This window comes from Kitasatospora sp. NPDC038210 (assembly GCF_055600605.1).
Genome location: NZ_JBVJYK010000009.1, coordinates 107,428 through 122,824, shown reverse-complemented (window position 1 = coordinate 122,824; position 15,397 = coordinate 107,428). Strand labels below are relative to the sequence as shown.

Below are 15,397 nucleotides of genomic sequence, written 5' to 3'. Positions count from 1 at the left end.
CCGTTCCCGGCGACCGGCCCGTCGGCGTTCGGGCCCGTCGGGACTGGGGCCGGTCCGACGCCCGGGCCCGGTCCAGGCCGACACGCAGACCCCGCGCCGGGGCCCGGCCACCCACCATCCGGCCACCACCACCCCCACCACCCGGAGTCCACACCCCGGAGTCCGGAGGGAGAACAGCAGGCCACGGACCGGCTCCGACCAGGCCCCGGGTGGACCTGGGGCACCCGTTCACGGCAAACTGGTCTAGACCTCGGAGGTCTAGACCTCAGACGCGCCTCAGAACGGTGGACCCAGTATGGAAATCGTGATCGTCCCAGACGCCCGGGCGGCCGGCGAACTCATCGCCGCGGCGATCACCGATCTGCTGACCGACAAGCCCGACGCCCTGCTCGGCGTGGCGACCGGTTCGACCCCGCTGCCGATCTACCAGTCCCTCGCCGCCCGGGTCGGCGACGGCCGGCTGGACGCCTCCCGGGCGCGCATCTGCCAGCTGGACGAGTACGTCGGCCTGCCGGCCGGCCACCCGGAGTCCTACCGCTCCGTGGTGCTGCGCGAGGTCGTGGAGCCGCTCGGCCTGACCGAGGACTCCTTCCTGGGCCCGGACGGCAATGCGGCGGACATCGCCGGCGCGGCCGCCGCCTACGACCGTGCGCTCGCCGAGGCCGGCGGCGTCGACCTCCAACTGCTCGGCATCGGCACCGACGGCCACATCGGCTTCAACGAGCCCTGCTCCTCGCTGGCCTCCCGGACCCGGATCAAGACCCTGACCCGGCAGACCCGCGAGGACAACGCGCGCTTCTTCGACAGCATCGACGAGGTCCCGCACCACGTCATCACCCAGGGCATCGGCACCATCCTGGAGGCCCGCCACCTGGTGCTGCTCGCCACCGGCGAGGCCAAGGCCGAGGCCGTCGCCCTCGCCGTCGAGGGCCCGCTGTCCGCCGTCGTCCCCGCCTCGGCGCTCCAGCTGCACCCGCACGCGACCGTGGTGGTCGACGAGGCCGCCGCCTCCCGCCTCAAGCTCGCCGACTACTTCCGCGACACCTACGCGGCCAAGCCGTCCTGGCAGAAGCTCTGAGCGCTCCCGCGGCGCAGCCGTGACGGCCGGGGTGCCGGCCACCGATCCCCTCGGTGGCCGGCACCCCGGCTCGTTCGCACGCGGACGCCGGTGCGGGGCGCGGCGGTCCGCCGCGCGCCGCCCGCCGGGGCCCGAGCCGGTCAGCGCTCGCGGAGCCAGCCGGCGAAGGCCTCCAGGGCCGGGCCCGGGTCGCGCCGGCCGATGCCGAGGCGGAAGCGGTCGGTCGGGGTGGGCGTCAGTTCGGAGCGGAAGGTGCTCGCGGGCAGCAGGATGACGCCCGCCTGCTCGACCAGCCCGGCGCAGAAGTCCTCCACGCCGTCCGCCCCGAGGTAGCGCGGGAAGGCGACGCAGCCGCCGTCCGGGGCCCGCCACTCGAAGAGGTCGGCGAACTCGGCGAAGAAGGCGTCGAAGAGCGGCAGGTTCTCGGCGATGATGCCGCGGTTGCGCGCCAGGATCCGCTCGCGGGCCGTGATCGCGATCCGGGCCAGCACCTCGCTCGGCGCCGAGTTGCAGATCGTGGTGTAGTGCTTGGCCCGTTCCAGGCGGGAGCGCACCTCGCGGTCCCGGCAGGCGATCCAGCCGATCCGCAGGCCGGGCAGGCCGAGCGACTTGGAGGTGACGTTGAGCGAGAGGGCCCGCTCGGAGAGGTCGGCGGCCTGCGGCAGGGTGCGGGTCGGATCCCGCTCCAGGCCGCGGTAGACCTCGTCCGAGAAGAGGCGGATGCCGCGCTCGTCGCAGAGTTCGACGAGCCGGGCGAAGTCGGCGGCGTCGATCAGCGCGCCGGTGGGGTTGTTGGGGAAGTTGACCGACAGCACCCTGGTGTTCGGGCGCAGCGCCGCCTCGACGGCGTCGAGGTCGAGCGCCCAGTCCCTCCGGTCGTCCAGGGCGACGCCGGTGACCTCGCACAGGGAGAGCGGGACGGTCTCGGCGGACTGGTAGCCGGGGGTCACCACCACCGCGTGGTCGCCCGGTTCGAGCAGCACCTGCATGGCGAGGTTGAGCCCCTCCTGGGCCCCGGCGAAGCAGATCAGGTCGTCCTCGTCGACCCGCTCGTACGTCCCGGCGATCGCCCGGCGGAGCCCGGGGTCACCGAAGGTCTCGGTGTAGCCGAGGGCGAGGGTGTCCCAGGCCTCGCGGTCCTCGGGGCCGGCCAGGGCGAGCAGCTCGGCCATCGTCATGGTCTGGGCGTCGGAGGCGGTGAGGTGGTGGGGGGCGGTGAACTCCCAGCGCGAGAGGTGGGTTTCGAGCCGGAAGTCGGGGAGCTGGGGCATGGGGGCCGTTCCTTCCTGGGGCCTGGGGTGCTGCGGGGCCGTCGGGCCTTGCGGTCCTACGGGCCGGCGGGGTGCTTGAGCTCGGCGAGCAGGCTGTAGGCGGTCGAGCGGGATATCCGCAGCGCGGTGGCGACGACCGGGACGGCCCGGCGGACGGCGAACACCCCGGCCTGGTCGAGTTCGCGCAGCACGGCCAGCCGGTCCTCGCGGGTGAAGCGCTCCAGCGGGCGCCCCCGGGCGCGGGCGTGGCCGGCGATCACGTCGTTCATCCGCTCCGTCCAGTCGCGTTCGAAGAGCGGCTCGGGGCGCGGTGCGCTGGGGGCGGCGAAGCCGGCGAGGAGGGCGGCGGCCTGCTCCAGCGGGCCCCGGTCGAGGTTGACGCAGAGCACCGCCGAGGGCTGTCCGGCGTCGTCGCGCAGCACGGCGCTGACGGCGGAGAGCCGGCGGCCGTCGGGCAGCGCCTTCTCGTACGGGCCGTAGACGTCGGGGGCGGTGGGGTCGACCTCGTCCAGTTCACCGAGCATCGACGGGTCGCCCGGGGCGCGGGGGGTCATCGGGTTCCAGATGGCGAGCACCCGGTCGGTGGCGATGTCGTGCAGCACCACCTCGGCGTACGGGCCGAGCAGCAGGGCCACCGCGCGGCAGGCCGGGGCGAAGGTCCGGACGCGCGGGTCGGGGTTCTCCGAGGGCATGTTCGGACTGTACGTCCGGCCCGGACACTTCGTCCAGGACCGCCGACGACGGAGGCCCCGCCGGACGGGCCGGGGGTCCGGCAGGACTCCCGGGTTCCGGCAGGGCCTCCGCGCCGCGGTCCGACGGCGGGTACCGGGTGCAGGCTGGTGCTACGTGCAGGTGATCGACAGTCCGAGGACGGAGGAGCAGCTGCGGGTGTCCCGACTGGTGGTGGGCGACGGGTCGGCGGGGGCGCCCGCGGTGCGGGCCACGGTGACGTCCCAGCTGCGGATCAGCGAGAGCACTCCGACCTGGATCGTGAAGTGCCGGGTGACGGTCGCGCCCTTGGCGAGCGGGGTGGCCAGCGTGCAGGTGAGCTTCCCGACGGCCACGGTGCAGTCGGTGGAGGTGGCGGTCAGGCCGCTGGGCAGGCCGGCGGTGACGGTGGCCGCGGTGATCGGGTCGGGGCCCTGGTTGGTGAGCGTGACCGTGTAGTCGACGCGGCTGGCGAGCAGCTGGGTGACCGGGGTCGCGGTGAGCGCCACGGCCAGGTGGGCGCTGGGCGCGGCGTAGGTGAAGCGGTCGGCGGCGACGGCCGCGCTGGTGCCGCCGGGTGTGGTGACCCGGACGTCCACCGGTCCGGTCACGGCCGTGGCGGGGGCGGTCGCGGTGCAGCTGGTCCTGGTGCAGCTGAACGCGGTGGCCGGGCCGGCCGCGCCGAAGGTCACCGCGGTGGCGCCGTTCAGGTCGGTGCCGGTGATCGTCACCACGGTCCCGCCCGTCCCGGAGCCGCTGCTCGGGGCGATCGCGGTCACGGCCGGTACGGGCAGCGGGAAGTTCAGCACCTGAACGGCGCTGCCGGCGAAGTCGGCCAGGTAGCCGTGCCGCCCGTCGGCGGCCAGCGCCAGGGTGTACGGGCTCGCGCCGACCGGCACGGTCGCGGTGACGGTGCGGGTGGCGGTGTCCACGAGGCTCAGCGTGTTGTCGGCGTAGTCGGACACGTACGCGGTCGCGCCGTCGGGGGCGACGGTGACGGCGTACGGGCCGGATCCGACCTGGACGGTGCCGAGGAGCGCGTTCGCCGCGGTGTCGATCACGGCGGCCGTGCTGTCGTCGCCGTCGGCCACCCAGAGTCGGCTGCCGTCCGGGGCGAGTGCCAGGCCGAAGGCGCTGTGGCCTACGGGAACGGTGGCGCTCACCGCGCTGCCCGCGATGTCGACGACGTTCACCGCCTTGTCGCCGGAGGCCGCGACGTACAGCCGCTTGCCGTCGGGCGAGAGGGCCAGCCCGTGCGGCTCGGCGCCGACCGGGACGGTCGCGGTCACGGCGTTCGAGGAGGTGTCCAGCACGCTCACCGTGTTGGCGGAGGCGTTGCTCACGTAGGCGCGCGAGCCGTCCGGGGAGAGGGCGAGGCCCCAGGGCTGGGTGCCGACCGGGACGGTCGCGGTCACCGTGTTCGTCGCGGTGTCCACGACGCTGACCGTGTTGTCCAGGTGGTGCGTCAGGTAGGCGCGGTGCCCGTCCGGCGAGAGGGCGACCGCGTAGGAGCCGGTGCCGGCGGTGAAGCTGCCGGACACCGTGTTGTTCGCGGTGTCCAGGACGCTCACGGTGCCGCTGCTCTGGCTGGTCACGTAGGCGTGGCCGCCGTCCGGCGTCAGGGCGACGCCCGCCGGGTAGGGGGCCACCGGCACCTGGGCGGTGACGGCCGGCGGCGGTGCGGCGGCTCCGGCGGTGGTGGCGGGCAGGGACAGCAGTGCGGCCGTGGCCGCGGCTATCGCGGTCACGGCCGTCGGGGTTCGACGGGGTGCTCGTCGTGTTCTCACGGTCTCTCCGTTCGGTCGGCGGTCGGCGGTCGGCGGTCGGCGGTCGGCGGTCGGCGGTCGGCGGCAAGGGTGCTGCTCGGTACGGGTGGTGCGGTACGGGTGGTGCGGCTGTGCCGTGCGTCACGCGCGGGGCGGGCCCCGGGCCGCACGAAGCGTAGAAGCCGCCCTGACCACCCGTCAGGGAGTGACCGCTAATGTCGCCAACTGTTCAGATTCGACCGGTTCTTCGGGCAGCTTCCGGACCGCCCCGGTCGGGGTCGTGCAGAAAATTGGAATTGTGGAGTCGCATTCGATAGCGTTTCGAACGTGAGGCTGACCAAGAGCACCGACATCGCCCTCCGCATCGCCATGCGGCTGGCGGTCCTCGGCGAGGGCGACACCCCGACCACCCGCGAGGTGGCCGAGTCGGTCGGCGTGCCGTACACCCACGCGGCGAAGGTGGTCAGCCGCCTGCAGCACCTCGGCGTGGTGGAGGCCCGGCGCGGTCGCGGCGGCGGGCTGATGATCACCTTCGCCGGGCGGACCGGTTCGCTCGGACTGCTGCTGCGGGAGCTGGAAGGCGTCGGCGACGTGGTCGGCTGCGAGGACGACCCGCCGTGCCCGCTGCGGGCCGCGTGCCGGCTGCGCGGGGTGCTGCGCAACGCCCAGGAGGCGTTCTTCGCCACGCTCGACCCGTACTGCATCGACGACCTGGTGGCCGCCCCCACCGGACCGGTCCTGCTCAGCCTCACGATCCGCCCCACCGACTGACCCACCCCACCGGCCGATCCGCGCCCCTGCGGTCGCTCGGTACCGTACGGCCTTAAATACGAATCTCAGATACCAGTTAGGAGCCCGACCGATGCTGTCCGCGAAGTCCGCCGAGGTCATCGAAGCCACCCTGCCCGCCGTGGGCGCCGCCATCGGCGACATCACCCCACGCTTCTACGACCGGCTGTTCGCCGCCCACCCCGAGCTGCTGCGCGACCTCTTCAACCGCGGCAACCAGGCCAACGGCACCCAGCGTCAGGCGCTGGCCGGGTCGATAGCCACCTTCGCCACCGCGCTGATCGCCCACCCGGACCAGCGCCCCGACGCGATGCTCGCGCGGATCGCCCACAAGCACGTCTCGGTCGGCATCGCCGACGATCAGTACAAGATCGTCCACGAGCACCTGTTCGCCGCGATCGTGGAGGTCCTCGGCGAGGCCGTCACCCCCGAGGTCGCCGCCGCGTGGGACGAGGTCTACTGGCTGATGGCCAACGCGCTGATCGCCGTCGAAGGCCGGCTGCGCGCCGAGGCCGCCGCGGGCGGCGACCCGGCCGACCTGTGGCGCCCCTACACCGTGGTCACCCGCTACCAGGAGACCGACAGCGTCACCAGCTACCTCGTCCGCCCGGCCGACGGCCGCCCCGTGCCGGCCTTCCGCCCCGGCCAGTACGTCTCCGTGCGCACCGAACTGCCCGACGGCGCCCGGCAGATCCGCCAGTACAGCCTCTCCGGCGGGGCCGACGGCGCGCTGCGCTTCACCGTCAAGCGCGAGGCCGGCGGCGAGGTCTCCGGCCACCTCCAGGACCACCTGCGCACCGGCGACACCGTCGAGCTCTCCGCCCCGATGGGCGACGTCTTCCTCGCCGAGGGCGACGGCCCGGTCCTGCTCGCCTCGGCCGGCATCGGCAACACCCCGATGACCGCGATGCTCGACCACCTCGCCGCCACCGGCTCCACCCGCCGGATCGTCTCGGTGCACGGCGACCGCGACCAGCTCAGCCACGCCTTCCGCGCCGACCTGGAGCAGCTGACCGCCAAGCTGCCGAACGCCACCGCCCACGTCTTCTACGAGCAGCCGCTCGGCGAGTGGCCGGCCGAGCGCACCGGACTGGTGAACCTCGCCTCCGTCGAGATCCCGGCCGGCACCACCGCCTACCTCTGCGGCCCGCTGCCCTTCCTGCGCGCCGTGCGCGAGCAGCTGCTGACCGCGGGCGTCCCGGCGGCGGACATCCACTACGAGGTGTTCGGCCCGGACCTCTGGCTCGGCGCCTGATCCCGGGAACCCCGGCCTGACCGGGGCTCCCCGCACCGGCGCCGGTCCGCCCGTACGAGCACGGGCGGGCCGGTGCCGCAGTGCTGCGGGTTCCCTGCGGGCTTCGGGTTCCGTACCGCTCCGGGTTCCACACGGCATCAGACCCTGCCGGGCCGGTTCACGCGGGGGCCGGGGCCGGCCTGAGCTCCAGGGTGCAGCACTTGGCCCCGCCGCCGCCCTTCAGCAGCTCGGAGACGTCCACCGGGATCGGCTCGTAGCCGTGGTCGGCGAGCCGGCCCGCCAGGTTCTTGGCCGTCTCCGGCAGCAGCACCCGACGGCCGTCCGAGACCGCGTTGAGCCCGAACGCCTCGGCGTCCGCGCGGTCGGCGAGGACGGCGTCCGGGTAGAGCGTGCGCAGCGCGGCGCGGCTGTCGGCGTCGAACGCCTCCGGGTAGTACATGACGTGGTCGTCCGCGAGCACGGCCAGCGCGGTGTCCAGGTGGTAGAAGCGCGGGTCGACCAGGGTCAGGCTGATCACCGGGACGCCGAACAGCTCGCCCGCCTCGGCGTGCGCGGCGCGGGAGCTGCGGAAGCCCGTCCCGGCGAGCACCCGGCGGCCCACCACCAGGTGGTCGCCCTCGCCCTCGTTGACCTGCCCGGCGCGGCGCACCTCGCGGTAGCCGCGCGCCCGGAACCAGGCCTGGTAGGCGTCCGACTCGGCGGCGCGCTGCGGGTGGCAGAAGGTCGCCACCAGCACCCGGCCGTCCAGCACGGTCGCGCCGTTGGCGGCGTAGACCATGTCGGGCAGGCCGGGCAGCGGGTCGATCAGCTCGACGGTGTGGCCGAGGCTGCGGTACGTCCAGTACAGCCGCTCCCACTGGCGGAGCGCGAGCGCGGTGTCGGTGGGCCGGGACGGATCCATCCACGGATTGATCGCGTAGTCCACGGTGAAGTGCGTCGGCCTGCACATCAGGTAGCGCCGCGGCCGGGCGGTGCGCTCCGGGGTCTGCGTGGGCATGGCTCAACCGTCCTTGGATCGCGGGGAGCTCGGGGTTCCGCCGGTACGGAACACCTCTCTGTTGCAGAGGCGGCTGCCCCGGCGGCACCGTTCGCACACCAGCGCGGGCGCCCCCGGTGGACGCACGCCCCCGCGCACCCGGCGCGAGCACCGGCGCACGGGTCCTCCGGCGCTACCGACGGGTCCGCCACGCGGACCGCGGTCTGCGCGGCGCCGCGGGGCCCGCCCCCTGCGGCGGCGCGGGGCCGCTACCAGCGGACCGCGGCGAAGTCCACCGGCGCCGACCGCAGCTTCCGGCAGCGCTCGGCCAGCGAGCGCAGCCGGCGGTCCGCCTCCTCGGCGGGCATCCGGCGGCGCTCCCCGTGCCCGGGGAGCAGCCACTCGAAGCGGAGCACGCCCAGGCTGCGCTCCAGCGAGGCCGCCTGCTCCTCGATCGAGTACCAGGTGATGGCCTCGTGCACCTCCACGTCCCCGGTGGTGCGGGACCAGTACAGGCTGTCGCCGCTGAAGCAGTACCGCTCGTCGGCGACGAACAGCACGCTGCCGCGGGTGTGGCCGGGGAGCGGGTGGGCGACCAGGCCGGACCCGACCTCCACCGGCTCGGTGCCGCGCAGCACCCGGTCCGCGTCGGGGGCGGCGTCGAGGTCGCCCTCGTGGATCCAGAGCCGGGCGCCGAGCCGGTCGGCGTACTCCCGGCCGTGCCGGGCGTGGTCACGATGGGTCAGCAGGACGTCGGTGACCGGGCCGAGCGCGGCGTAGCGGGCGGCGAGCTCCTCGCTGTAGCGGGGCGTGTCGACCATCACCCAGCCGGTGGGGCGGCGGCAGAGGTAGGAGTTGGCGCCCGCCGTGAGGCGGGAGTTGTGGCCGAGCAGCAGCACGCCGTCGTCGAGGGCGAGCGGGAAGGGGTCGTCGGCCGGGTCGAGCCGGCCGGAGCCGGGGCGGACGGAGCGGGTCGGGCAGGCGTGGGCGGCGGCCAGCAGCTGTCGGCGTTCGGCCTCGTCGCGCGGCTGGCGGACCAGCTCGGAGCGGCCGGCGTGCTCGCGCACCAGGTCGGGGGCGAGCTGGCGGGCGGCGTCGCAGTTGGTGCAGCGGCCGTCGATCGACCAGTTCTCGGGCACGTCGGAACGCGGGTTCGTGGCCATGGATGTCTTCCCCCAGAAGGACGGCGGCCGGGGCGGCCGCTCCCTCGAAGCATCGGCCGCACGGGCCCGAAAGCGGAAGGGGGGACGGTCCTTGTGCTTTGCCGGGCACGGCGCTCTGAGCCGCCGCGCGGGGCCGACGAGGGCACGTGGTCCATCTCACGTGCCGCCACGGTCACCTACGGTGGCGTAGGTCACTTGATTAGGTGAACTATCTCTTTCATGCCGAACCTCCAGGAGACCCTCGACCTCAATTCGTACGCCGCCCTCGGGGACAGCTTCACCGAAGGCCTGAACGACCCCGGTGTCGACGGCAGGTTCGCCGGATGGGCCGACCGCCTGGCCGCGATGCTCGCCGACGGGCGTCCGCCGGGCGACTTCCGCTACGCCAACCTCGCGGTGCGCGGCCGGCTGCTGGACCAGATCACGGCCGAGCAGGTGCCGGAGGTCCGTCGCCTCCAGCCCGACCTGGTCACCTTCTGCGCCGGCGGCAACGACATCCTGCGGCCGGGCGCCGACCCGGACGAGGTCGCCGAGCGCTTCGAGGCGGCCGTCGTCCAACTCGCCGAATCCGCCGGGACGGTGCTGATCTGCACCGGCTTCGACACCCGCGACGTGCCGCTGCTGAAGCACCTGCGCGGCAAGATCGCCACCTACAACGGGCACATGCGGGCCGTCGCCGACCGCAACGGCTGCAAGGTGGCCGACCTCTGGTCGCTGCGCGCGGTGCAGGACCGCCGCGCGTGGAGCGAGGACCGCCTGCACCTGTCCCCCGAGGGCCACCAGCGGGTCGCCCTGCTGGCCGCCCGCTCGCTGGGCCTGGCCACCGGGCAGGACCCGGAGGCGCCGTGGCCGGACGCCCCCGTGCTCACCTCCGCCGACCAGCGGCGCGAGAACATCCAGTGGGCCCGCGAGCACCTGATCCCGTGGGTCGGCCGGCGCCTGCGCGGCGAGTCCTCGGGCGACCACGTCGAGCCCAAGCGGCCCGACCTGATGCCGCTCTGACGGATCGTCAGCCCTGTCGGGCTGTTCCACCGGCCGCCGCGGGACGCACACCCCGCGCCGCCCGGTGGAGCAGCGCGGCACCGGCCGCGCCGGTCAGGTACCAGAGCAGGTCCGGCGGGTTGAACGTCGAACCGAGGACGAGCCGGGCCAGGACGCTGCGGCGGCCCCACGCGTCCGGCAGGCCGGTGAGCTGGAACAGCTCCACCGCCCAGCTCAGCCCGGCCGCCCACGCGGCGGCCCGGACGGGGCGCACCCGCGGAGCGGCGAGCAGGACCAGGCAGTACAGCAGGACGGTGTAGAGCGCGTCCCCCGCGTACTTGGTGACGTCCCCGCCCGCCACCGCCCGCACGCCCAGGCCCGCGGCCACCGTCACCACTGCTGCTGCGCCTGCGGCCGTACGCGCACGCAGGTTCCCCCGAAGATCGTCCATCCGGCCCACGCTACCGGCCGCCCGACCGGGCGCCGCACGCACCACCCGACGCGCTCGGGCCCGGCGGAGCGGGCAGGGCGGGCAGAGCAGCCGGAGCGGGCCGGTGCGGCCGCCGGTCCGGGGGCGAGGCCAACCCCACCCGCCCGGCCGGAACCACCGCGCGGCCCCGGACGTCACTCCCCCCGATGAATCACCATCCGCGCAGGTCGCGGGCGGGTAAGGACCGGAAGGGACGGGCGGGGCGCGGTGGCGCGGATGACCGAGGCAGTGGACGGGGCGGAGCCGGGAGCAGCGGCGGGGGGCCGGGGCGGGGGGCCGGGAGTCGTGGCGCAGCGCAGTGCGCCGGGTGCGGGCGGCCCGGAGGGGCGGGCCCGGCGCGGGTTCGCTGTGGCCGGGTTCGCCCCGGCCCAGGACGGGCAGGCGCGGGAGCGCGGCAAGGAGCTGCGGGCGCGGCTGCCCCGGGAGCGGCACGCGGAGTTCGCCGTCACCGCCGGGCGGCCGACGGCCGTGGAGGCGCTTGAGGCGTCGAACGCCGGCCGGATCGCCGAGTTGGTGGCGATCCGGGTGGGGCGGATGGCCGCCACGCCGTTCGCCTTCCTGCGCGGATCGGCCGGCCTGATGGCGGCCGACCTCGCGGGCACACCGGTGACCGGGGTCGGCGCCCAGCTGTGCGGGGACGCGCACGCCGCCAACTTCGGGCTGTACGGTGACGCGCGCGGCCAGCTCGTCATGGACATCAACGACTTCGACGAGACCGTGCACGGCCCCTGGGAGTGGGACCTCAAACGGCTCGCCGCCAGCCTGGTGCTGGCCGCCCGGGAGACCGGCGCGCGCGAGAGCACCGCGCGCGAGGCAGCCGAGCACGCGGCCGGCTCCTACCGCCGGACCATGCGGACGCTCGCCAAGCTGCCCGCCCTGGACGCCTGGAACGCCGTCGCCGACGAGCAGTTGGTGTCCTTCGCCGAGGCGCACGACCTCGCGGACGTGCTGCGCAAGGTCGGCGCCAAGGCGCTCGGCAACACCAGCGCGAAGTTCGCGGCGCGCAGTACCACCCGCACGCCGGACGGCGGTTGGCGCTTCACGGCCGCTCCCCCGGTGCTCACCGAGGTGACCGACGCGACCGCCCGGGCCGTCGCCCACGCGCTCGGCGCGTACGTGGAGACGGTGCCCGCCGAGGTGCGCACGCTGCTGTCCCGGTACCGGGTGCAGGACGTGGCGTTCCGGGTCGTGGGCACCGGCAGCGTGGGCACCCGCTCGTACGTGGTGCTGCTCACCGACCACCGGGACCAGCCGCTGGTGCTGCAGGTGAAGGAGGCCCGCCCGTCCGCGCTGCTGCCGTACCTGCCGCAGGCGGAGCAGGACGGCCACGAGGGCCGTCGGGTGGTGCTCGGCCAGAAGCACATGCAGGTGGTCAGCGACACCCTGCTGGGCTGGACGACCGTTGACGGGCTCCCCTACCAGGTACGGCAGTTCCGCAACCGCAAGGGCAGCGTCGACCCGGCCGCGCTGCAGCCCTCGCAGCTGGACGACTACGCGCGGATCACCGGCGCGCTGCTGGCCCGGGCGCACGCCCACACCGCCGACCCCGGTCTGCTGGCCGGGTACTGCGGCAAGGGCGAGGCGCTGGACGAGGCGGTCGCGGCCTTCGCCGTCGCCTACGCGGACCGCACCGAGGCGGACCACGCCGACCTGCTCACGGCGGTGCGCAGCGGGCGGCTGCCCGTCGAGCACGGCGTGTAGCCGCTCCGTTGCCCGCTCTCACGGTAGGTGAGCGTCACACCGGGCAGGTCCACGGTCCGTACGTCGGTCATGGCGACCACCGTACGGACCGCGGGCCGGTCAGCGGACCGGCGTTCGCCCCGGGCGCAGCGCGACCGGCTCCTCCCCGTGCCGCTCCTCCTCGTGCCGCTCCCGCGCGGTGGCGCGGCCCGCGAGGACCGAGGCCAGCACGGCGACGCCGGCCACCGCCGCGCAGACCGTGCTCGCGGTGAGGTAGGCGGCGCGGTGCCCGCCGCCCCCGGCGGTCTCCCGCAGGTAGACGCCGGACAGCGCCGACACGGCGACGGCCGCCGCGATCCGCTGCGCCATCTGCAGGATCGCCCCGCTCACCCCGGCCGCCTCGGCGGGTGCGTGGCGCAGCACGAAGGCCTGGTTGGTGGAGCCCATCAGGCCGATCGAGGCGCCGCCGAGGAGCTGCAGCAGCGCCAGCAGCCAGGGCAGGACGGCGGCGGACGCCCAGTGCGCGACCAGCCCGCCGGCGAGCATGGCCAGGGCGGAGCCGGTCATGCCGACGGTGACGGTGCGCCGGCCGAAGCGCTGGACGACCCGCCAGGCGAGCGCGGAGGCCACGCCCATCGCGACGGCGGAGGGCAGCGCGACCAGCGCGGCACCCACCGGGGAGAGTCCGAGGCCGTCCTGGAGGAACATGGTCAGGACCAGTGACGCCGCGAGCGAGGAGCCGAACTGGGCCATCGCCGTCGCCGTGCCGAGCGCGTACGGCGCGGAGCGGGTGAGCGCGGGGTGGATCAGCGGGTGGCCGCCGGAGCGGGCGTAGCGGCGCTGCCACCCGGCGAGCGCGCCGAGCAGGAGGACGGCGGCGGTCGCGAAGGCCGCCCAGCCGGTCCAGCCGGGCGGCCGGACGAAGGGCAGCATCAGGGCGAGGGTGAGCGCGCCGACCAGCAGCAGTCCGACCAGGTCGAGATCGGCGTGCCGGGTGCTGGGGCGGGGCCTGGGCAGGTGACGGGCGGCCAGGGCGACGGTGGCCAGGCCGAACGGCACGTTGAGCAGGAAGGTCAGCCGCCAGCCGTGCTCGGGGCCGGCCGCCGCCAGCACCGCGCCGCCGATCGGCGGGCCCAGGGCGAAGGCGAGCCCTCCGGTGACGGCGTACATGCCGAGGGCGCGGGCCCGCAGCTGGCCCTCGAAGACGTCCTGGAGGGTACCGATCATCTGGGAGTTGACCAGGCCCGCGCCCGCCCCCTGCACCAGCCGGGCGGCGATCAGCACCGCGGGCTCGGTCGCGGTCGCCGAGACCAGGCTGACCAGCGTGAACAGGGCGAGCCCGGAGACGAAGAACCACTTGCGGCCCTTGACGTCGCCGAGCCGCCCGCCGGGGACCAGCGCCAGGCCGAAGGCGAGCGAGTACCCGGCGACGATCCACTGCAGGTCGGCGGGCCCGGCGTGCAGGCTCTCGCGCAGCGCGGGGATGGAGGTGTTGAGCACGGACTGGTCGAGCAGCGTGGTGAATCCGCCCGCGACGCAGACCAGCAGGACGCGGCGCCCGGCCGTGTCGAAGCGCTGCTCGGCTATCGGGCCGGTGGCGCTCACGGCTCGACCACCACCAGGGCGTACCGGGCGTCGCCGGGGCCGAGGCTGCGGAAACGGCTGGTGGCGCCGACGTAGCGCAGGCAGTCGCCGGGGGCGAGCAGCCGCGCCGCGCCGTCCACGGTCAGCTCCAACGCCCCCTCGAACAGCCAGAGGTGGTGTTCCCGGCCGGGCGTGCAGGCGCGGTCGTACGCGATGTCGGCGCCGGCGGGCAGCCGCCCCTCGATGATCTCGGCCCGCAGCGAACCGTGCGGCGGCGAGACCGAACGGCGCACGAAGCCGGTGCTGTCGTCCCGCCACACCTGCTGCTCCCCGGCCCGCACCAGCCCGGCCGGGCCCGCCGCCTCCACCTCGGCGAGCAGCCGCGACATCGACCGCCCGTAGACGGCGCACAGCCGCCCGAGCAGCGCCGCCGTCGGGCTGACCTCCGCCCGCTCCACCCGCGACAGCGTGGAGCGGCTGATGTCCGCCAGCCGCGCCAACTCCTCCAACGTCCACCCGCGTTCGAGCCTCAGCTCGGCGAGCCGTTGCGCCAGCCGCTCGTCGACGGCCGTTTCGATTCCCATATTCGCGATGCTATCCCGGATATGGGATCCACTCCCCCGGATATCCCGGGGCCGGCTCGGCGACACGGCGACGCCGGCCCCGTCCGTCCGCCTGGCCGTCCGGCCCCGTACTCCCGCCCGTCCGACCGGCCCCGGACGCCGCCCATCTTTGTGGCTTCGACCAGTACGGCGCCCCGGCTGGCGTGCGGTTGACTGCCCGCCAGGGGCCGCTGCCCGTCCCGACGACGCGGCCGGGGCCACGGATCCGACGGAAGGACGACGCGATGGGCGTGCAGCAGTACGACGGGATCGGCGAGGCGTTCGAGGGCTTCAAGTCCCTGCCCCTGATGCGCTTCGGCGAGGTGCCGAGCTTCCTGGGCCTGGTCGGGGACGTGCGCGGCAGGTCGGTCCTCGACCTGGCCTGCGGCACCGGCTTCTACAGCCGGGAGTTCAAGCGGCGCGGCGCCGCGGAGGTGTTCGGGGTCGACATCTCCGGCGAGATGATCGCCGCCGCCCGGGGGATCGAGCAGTGCGACCCGCTGGGCGTGGGCTACGAGGTCGGGGACGTCGCCGAACTGCAGCCGCTCGACCGGCGCTTCGACGTCGCCCTGGGCGTGCAGTGCCTCAACTACGCGGGCTCCGTCGCCGAGATGGAGCGGATGTGCCGCAACGTCCACCGGAACCTGGTGCCCGGCGGGGAGTTCTTCCTGCTCGCCCAGAACCCGGACTACCGGTTCGACTGTCCGTCCCTGGAGACGTACGGGTTCCGCTGCGAGCCGCTCGGCGAGGAGAGCGAGACGGGCCCGCGGATCCGGGTCACGGCGCTCCTCGACCCGCAGCCGATCAGCATCGTCGCCACGGCCCCGCGCCGCGAGGTCTACGAGCAGTCGCTGCGGGCCGCCGGGTTCGGCGGGCTGGAGTGGGTGCCGCTGCAGGTGTCCGAGGCCGGACTGCGCGAGTACGGCGAGGACTTCTGGGCGGACCTCCTCGCGTACCCGCCGCTGGAGATGCTGCGCTGCCGCGCCTGACGACCGCTCGGACCGCCCGGAGCTCCGGGAGTGCCGGAAGTGCCGGGAAACCCGGCGAACCCGGA

General features: G+C 74.9%; 14 protein-coding genes. 6 read left to right on the top strand and 8 right to left on the bottom strand.

All coding sequences use genetic code 11. The features are described 5' to 3' along the window. Window positions 1-295 precede the first annotated feature (295 nt). The gene (locus ACZ7KX_RS19970) at window positions 296-1,078 is read left to right on the top strand and encodes a glucosamine-6-phosphate deaminase (RefSeq protein ID WP_396546223.1); all 783 of its coding nucleotides are present in this window, start codon (window positions 296-298) and stop codon (window positions 1,076-1,078) included. A gap of 140 nt (window positions 1,079-1,218) precedes the next feature. Here ACZ7KX_RS19970 and ACZ7KX_RS19965 read toward each other — a convergent pair whose 3' ends face one another. The 3 genes from ACZ7KX_RS19965 to ACZ7KX_RS19955 all read right to left on the bottom strand — a co-directional run bounded on the left by ACZ7KX_RS19965 (window position 1,219) and on the right by ACZ7KX_RS19955 (window position 4,805). Then, window positions 1,219-2,349 carry an aminotransferase class I/II-fold pyridoxal phosphate-dependent enzyme gene (locus ACZ7KX_RS19965; RefSeq protein ID WP_470327569.1) on the bottom strand — a complete coding sequence of 377 codons (1,131 nt, stop codon included), beginning with the start codon at window positions 2,347-2,349 and terminating at the stop codon, window positions 1,219-1,221. Window positions 2,350-2,405: 56 nt separating this feature from the next. After that, a complete protein-coding gene (locus ACZ7KX_RS19960) occupies window positions 2,406-3,041 on the bottom strand; it encodes a helix-turn-helix transcriptional regulator (protein ID WP_350520958.1) in 636 nt (211 codons plus the stop codon). Window positions 3,042-3,191: 150 nt separating this feature from the next. Beyond that, window positions 3,192-4,805, bottom strand: coding sequence for a beta-propeller fold lactonase family protein (locus ACZ7KX_RS19955; RefSeq protein WP_470327568.1), 1,614 nt, complete (start codon window positions 4,803-4,805; stop codon window positions 3,192-3,194). Between the two features lie 345 nt (window positions 4,806-5,150). Here ACZ7KX_RS19955 and ACZ7KX_RS19950 point away from each other — a divergent pair, with 345 nt between their 5' ends. Continuing rightward, window positions 5,151-5,594 (top strand): RrF2 family transcriptional regulator, encoded by a 444-nt coding sequence (locus ACZ7KX_RS19950; RefSeq protein ID WP_470327567.1) that lies wholly within the window; start codon window positions 5,151-5,153, stop codon window positions 5,592-5,594. A gap of 91 nt (window positions 5,595-5,685) precedes the next feature. Continuing rightward, window positions 5,686-6,867, top strand: a complete 1,182-nt coding sequence (locus tag ACZ7KX_RS19945; RefSeq protein ID WP_470327566.1) for a globin domain-containing protein — start codon at window positions 5,686-5,688, stop codon at window positions 6,865-6,867. A gap of 157 nt (window positions 6,868-7,024) precedes the next feature. Here ACZ7KX_RS19945 and ddaH read toward each other — a convergent pair whose 3' ends face one another. Next, window positions 7,025-7,864 (bottom strand): dimethylargininase, encoded by an 840-nt coding sequence (ddaH, locus tag ACZ7KX_RS19940; RefSeq protein ID WP_470327565.1) that lies wholly within the window; start codon window positions 7,862-7,864, stop codon window positions 7,025-7,027. A gap of 248 nt (window positions 7,865-8,112) precedes the next feature. Beyond that, window positions 8,113-9,006: an MBL fold metallo-hydrolase gene (locus ACZ7KX_RS19935; protein ID WP_470327564.1), complete on the bottom strand. Its 894-nt coding sequence runs from the start codon at window positions 9,004-9,006 to the stop codon at window positions 8,113-8,115. Window positions 9,007-9,225: 219 nt separating this feature from the next. Between ACZ7KX_RS19935 and ACZ7KX_RS19930 the strand changes: the two genes are divergently transcribed. After that, window positions 9,226-10,008 carry an SGNH/GDSL hydrolase family protein gene (locus ACZ7KX_RS19930; protein ID WP_470327563.1) on the top strand — a complete coding sequence of 261 codons (783 nt, stop codon included), beginning with the start codon at window positions 9,226-9,228 and terminating at the stop codon, window positions 10,006-10,008. Window positions 10,009-10,015: 7 nt separating this feature from the next. On the opposite strand, the gene ACZ7KX_RS19925 is transcribed toward ACZ7KX_RS19930, so the two are convergent. Continuing rightward, entirely contained in the window at window positions 10,016-10,438 is a 423-nt protein-coding gene (locus ACZ7KX_RS19925) for a ribosomal maturation YjgA family protein (protein WP_470327562.1), read from the bottom strand. 255 nt (window positions 10,439-10,693) lie between these two features. Here ACZ7KX_RS19925 and ACZ7KX_RS19920 point away from each other — a divergent pair, with 255 nt between their 5' ends. Further along, the gene (locus tag ACZ7KX_RS19920) at window positions 10,694-12,178 is read left to right on the top strand and encodes a DUF2252 domain-containing protein (RefSeq protein ID WP_470327561.1); all 1,485 of its coding nucleotides are present in this window, start codon (window positions 10,694-10,696) and stop codon (window positions 12,176-12,178) included. 99 nt (window positions 12,179-12,277) lie between these two features. On the opposite strand, the gene ACZ7KX_RS19915 is transcribed toward ACZ7KX_RS19920, so the two are convergent. Then, complete coding sequence (locus tag ACZ7KX_RS19915) at window positions 12,278-13,762, bottom strand: MFS transporter (protein WP_470327560.1); 1,485 nt, start codon at window positions 13,760-13,762, stop codon at window positions 12,278-12,280. Beyond that, entirely contained in the window at window positions 13,759-14,325 is a 567-nt protein-coding gene (locus tag ACZ7KX_RS19910) for a helix-turn-helix domain-containing protein (RefSeq protein WP_470327559.1), read from the bottom strand. Before ACZ7KX_RS19910 ends, ACZ7KX_RS19915 begins: the two co-directional genes overlap by 4 nt. Window positions 14,326-14,588: 263 nt before the next feature. Here ACZ7KX_RS19910 and ACZ7KX_RS19905 point away from each other — a divergent pair, with 263 nt between their 5' ends. Beyond that, window positions 14,589-15,332 carry a class I SAM-dependent methyltransferase gene (locus ACZ7KX_RS19905; RefSeq protein WP_470327558.1) on the top strand — a complete coding sequence of 248 codons (744 nt, stop codon included), beginning with the start codon at window positions 14,589-14,591 and terminating at the stop codon, window positions 15,330-15,332. Window positions 15,333-15,397: the final 65 nt, after the last annotated feature.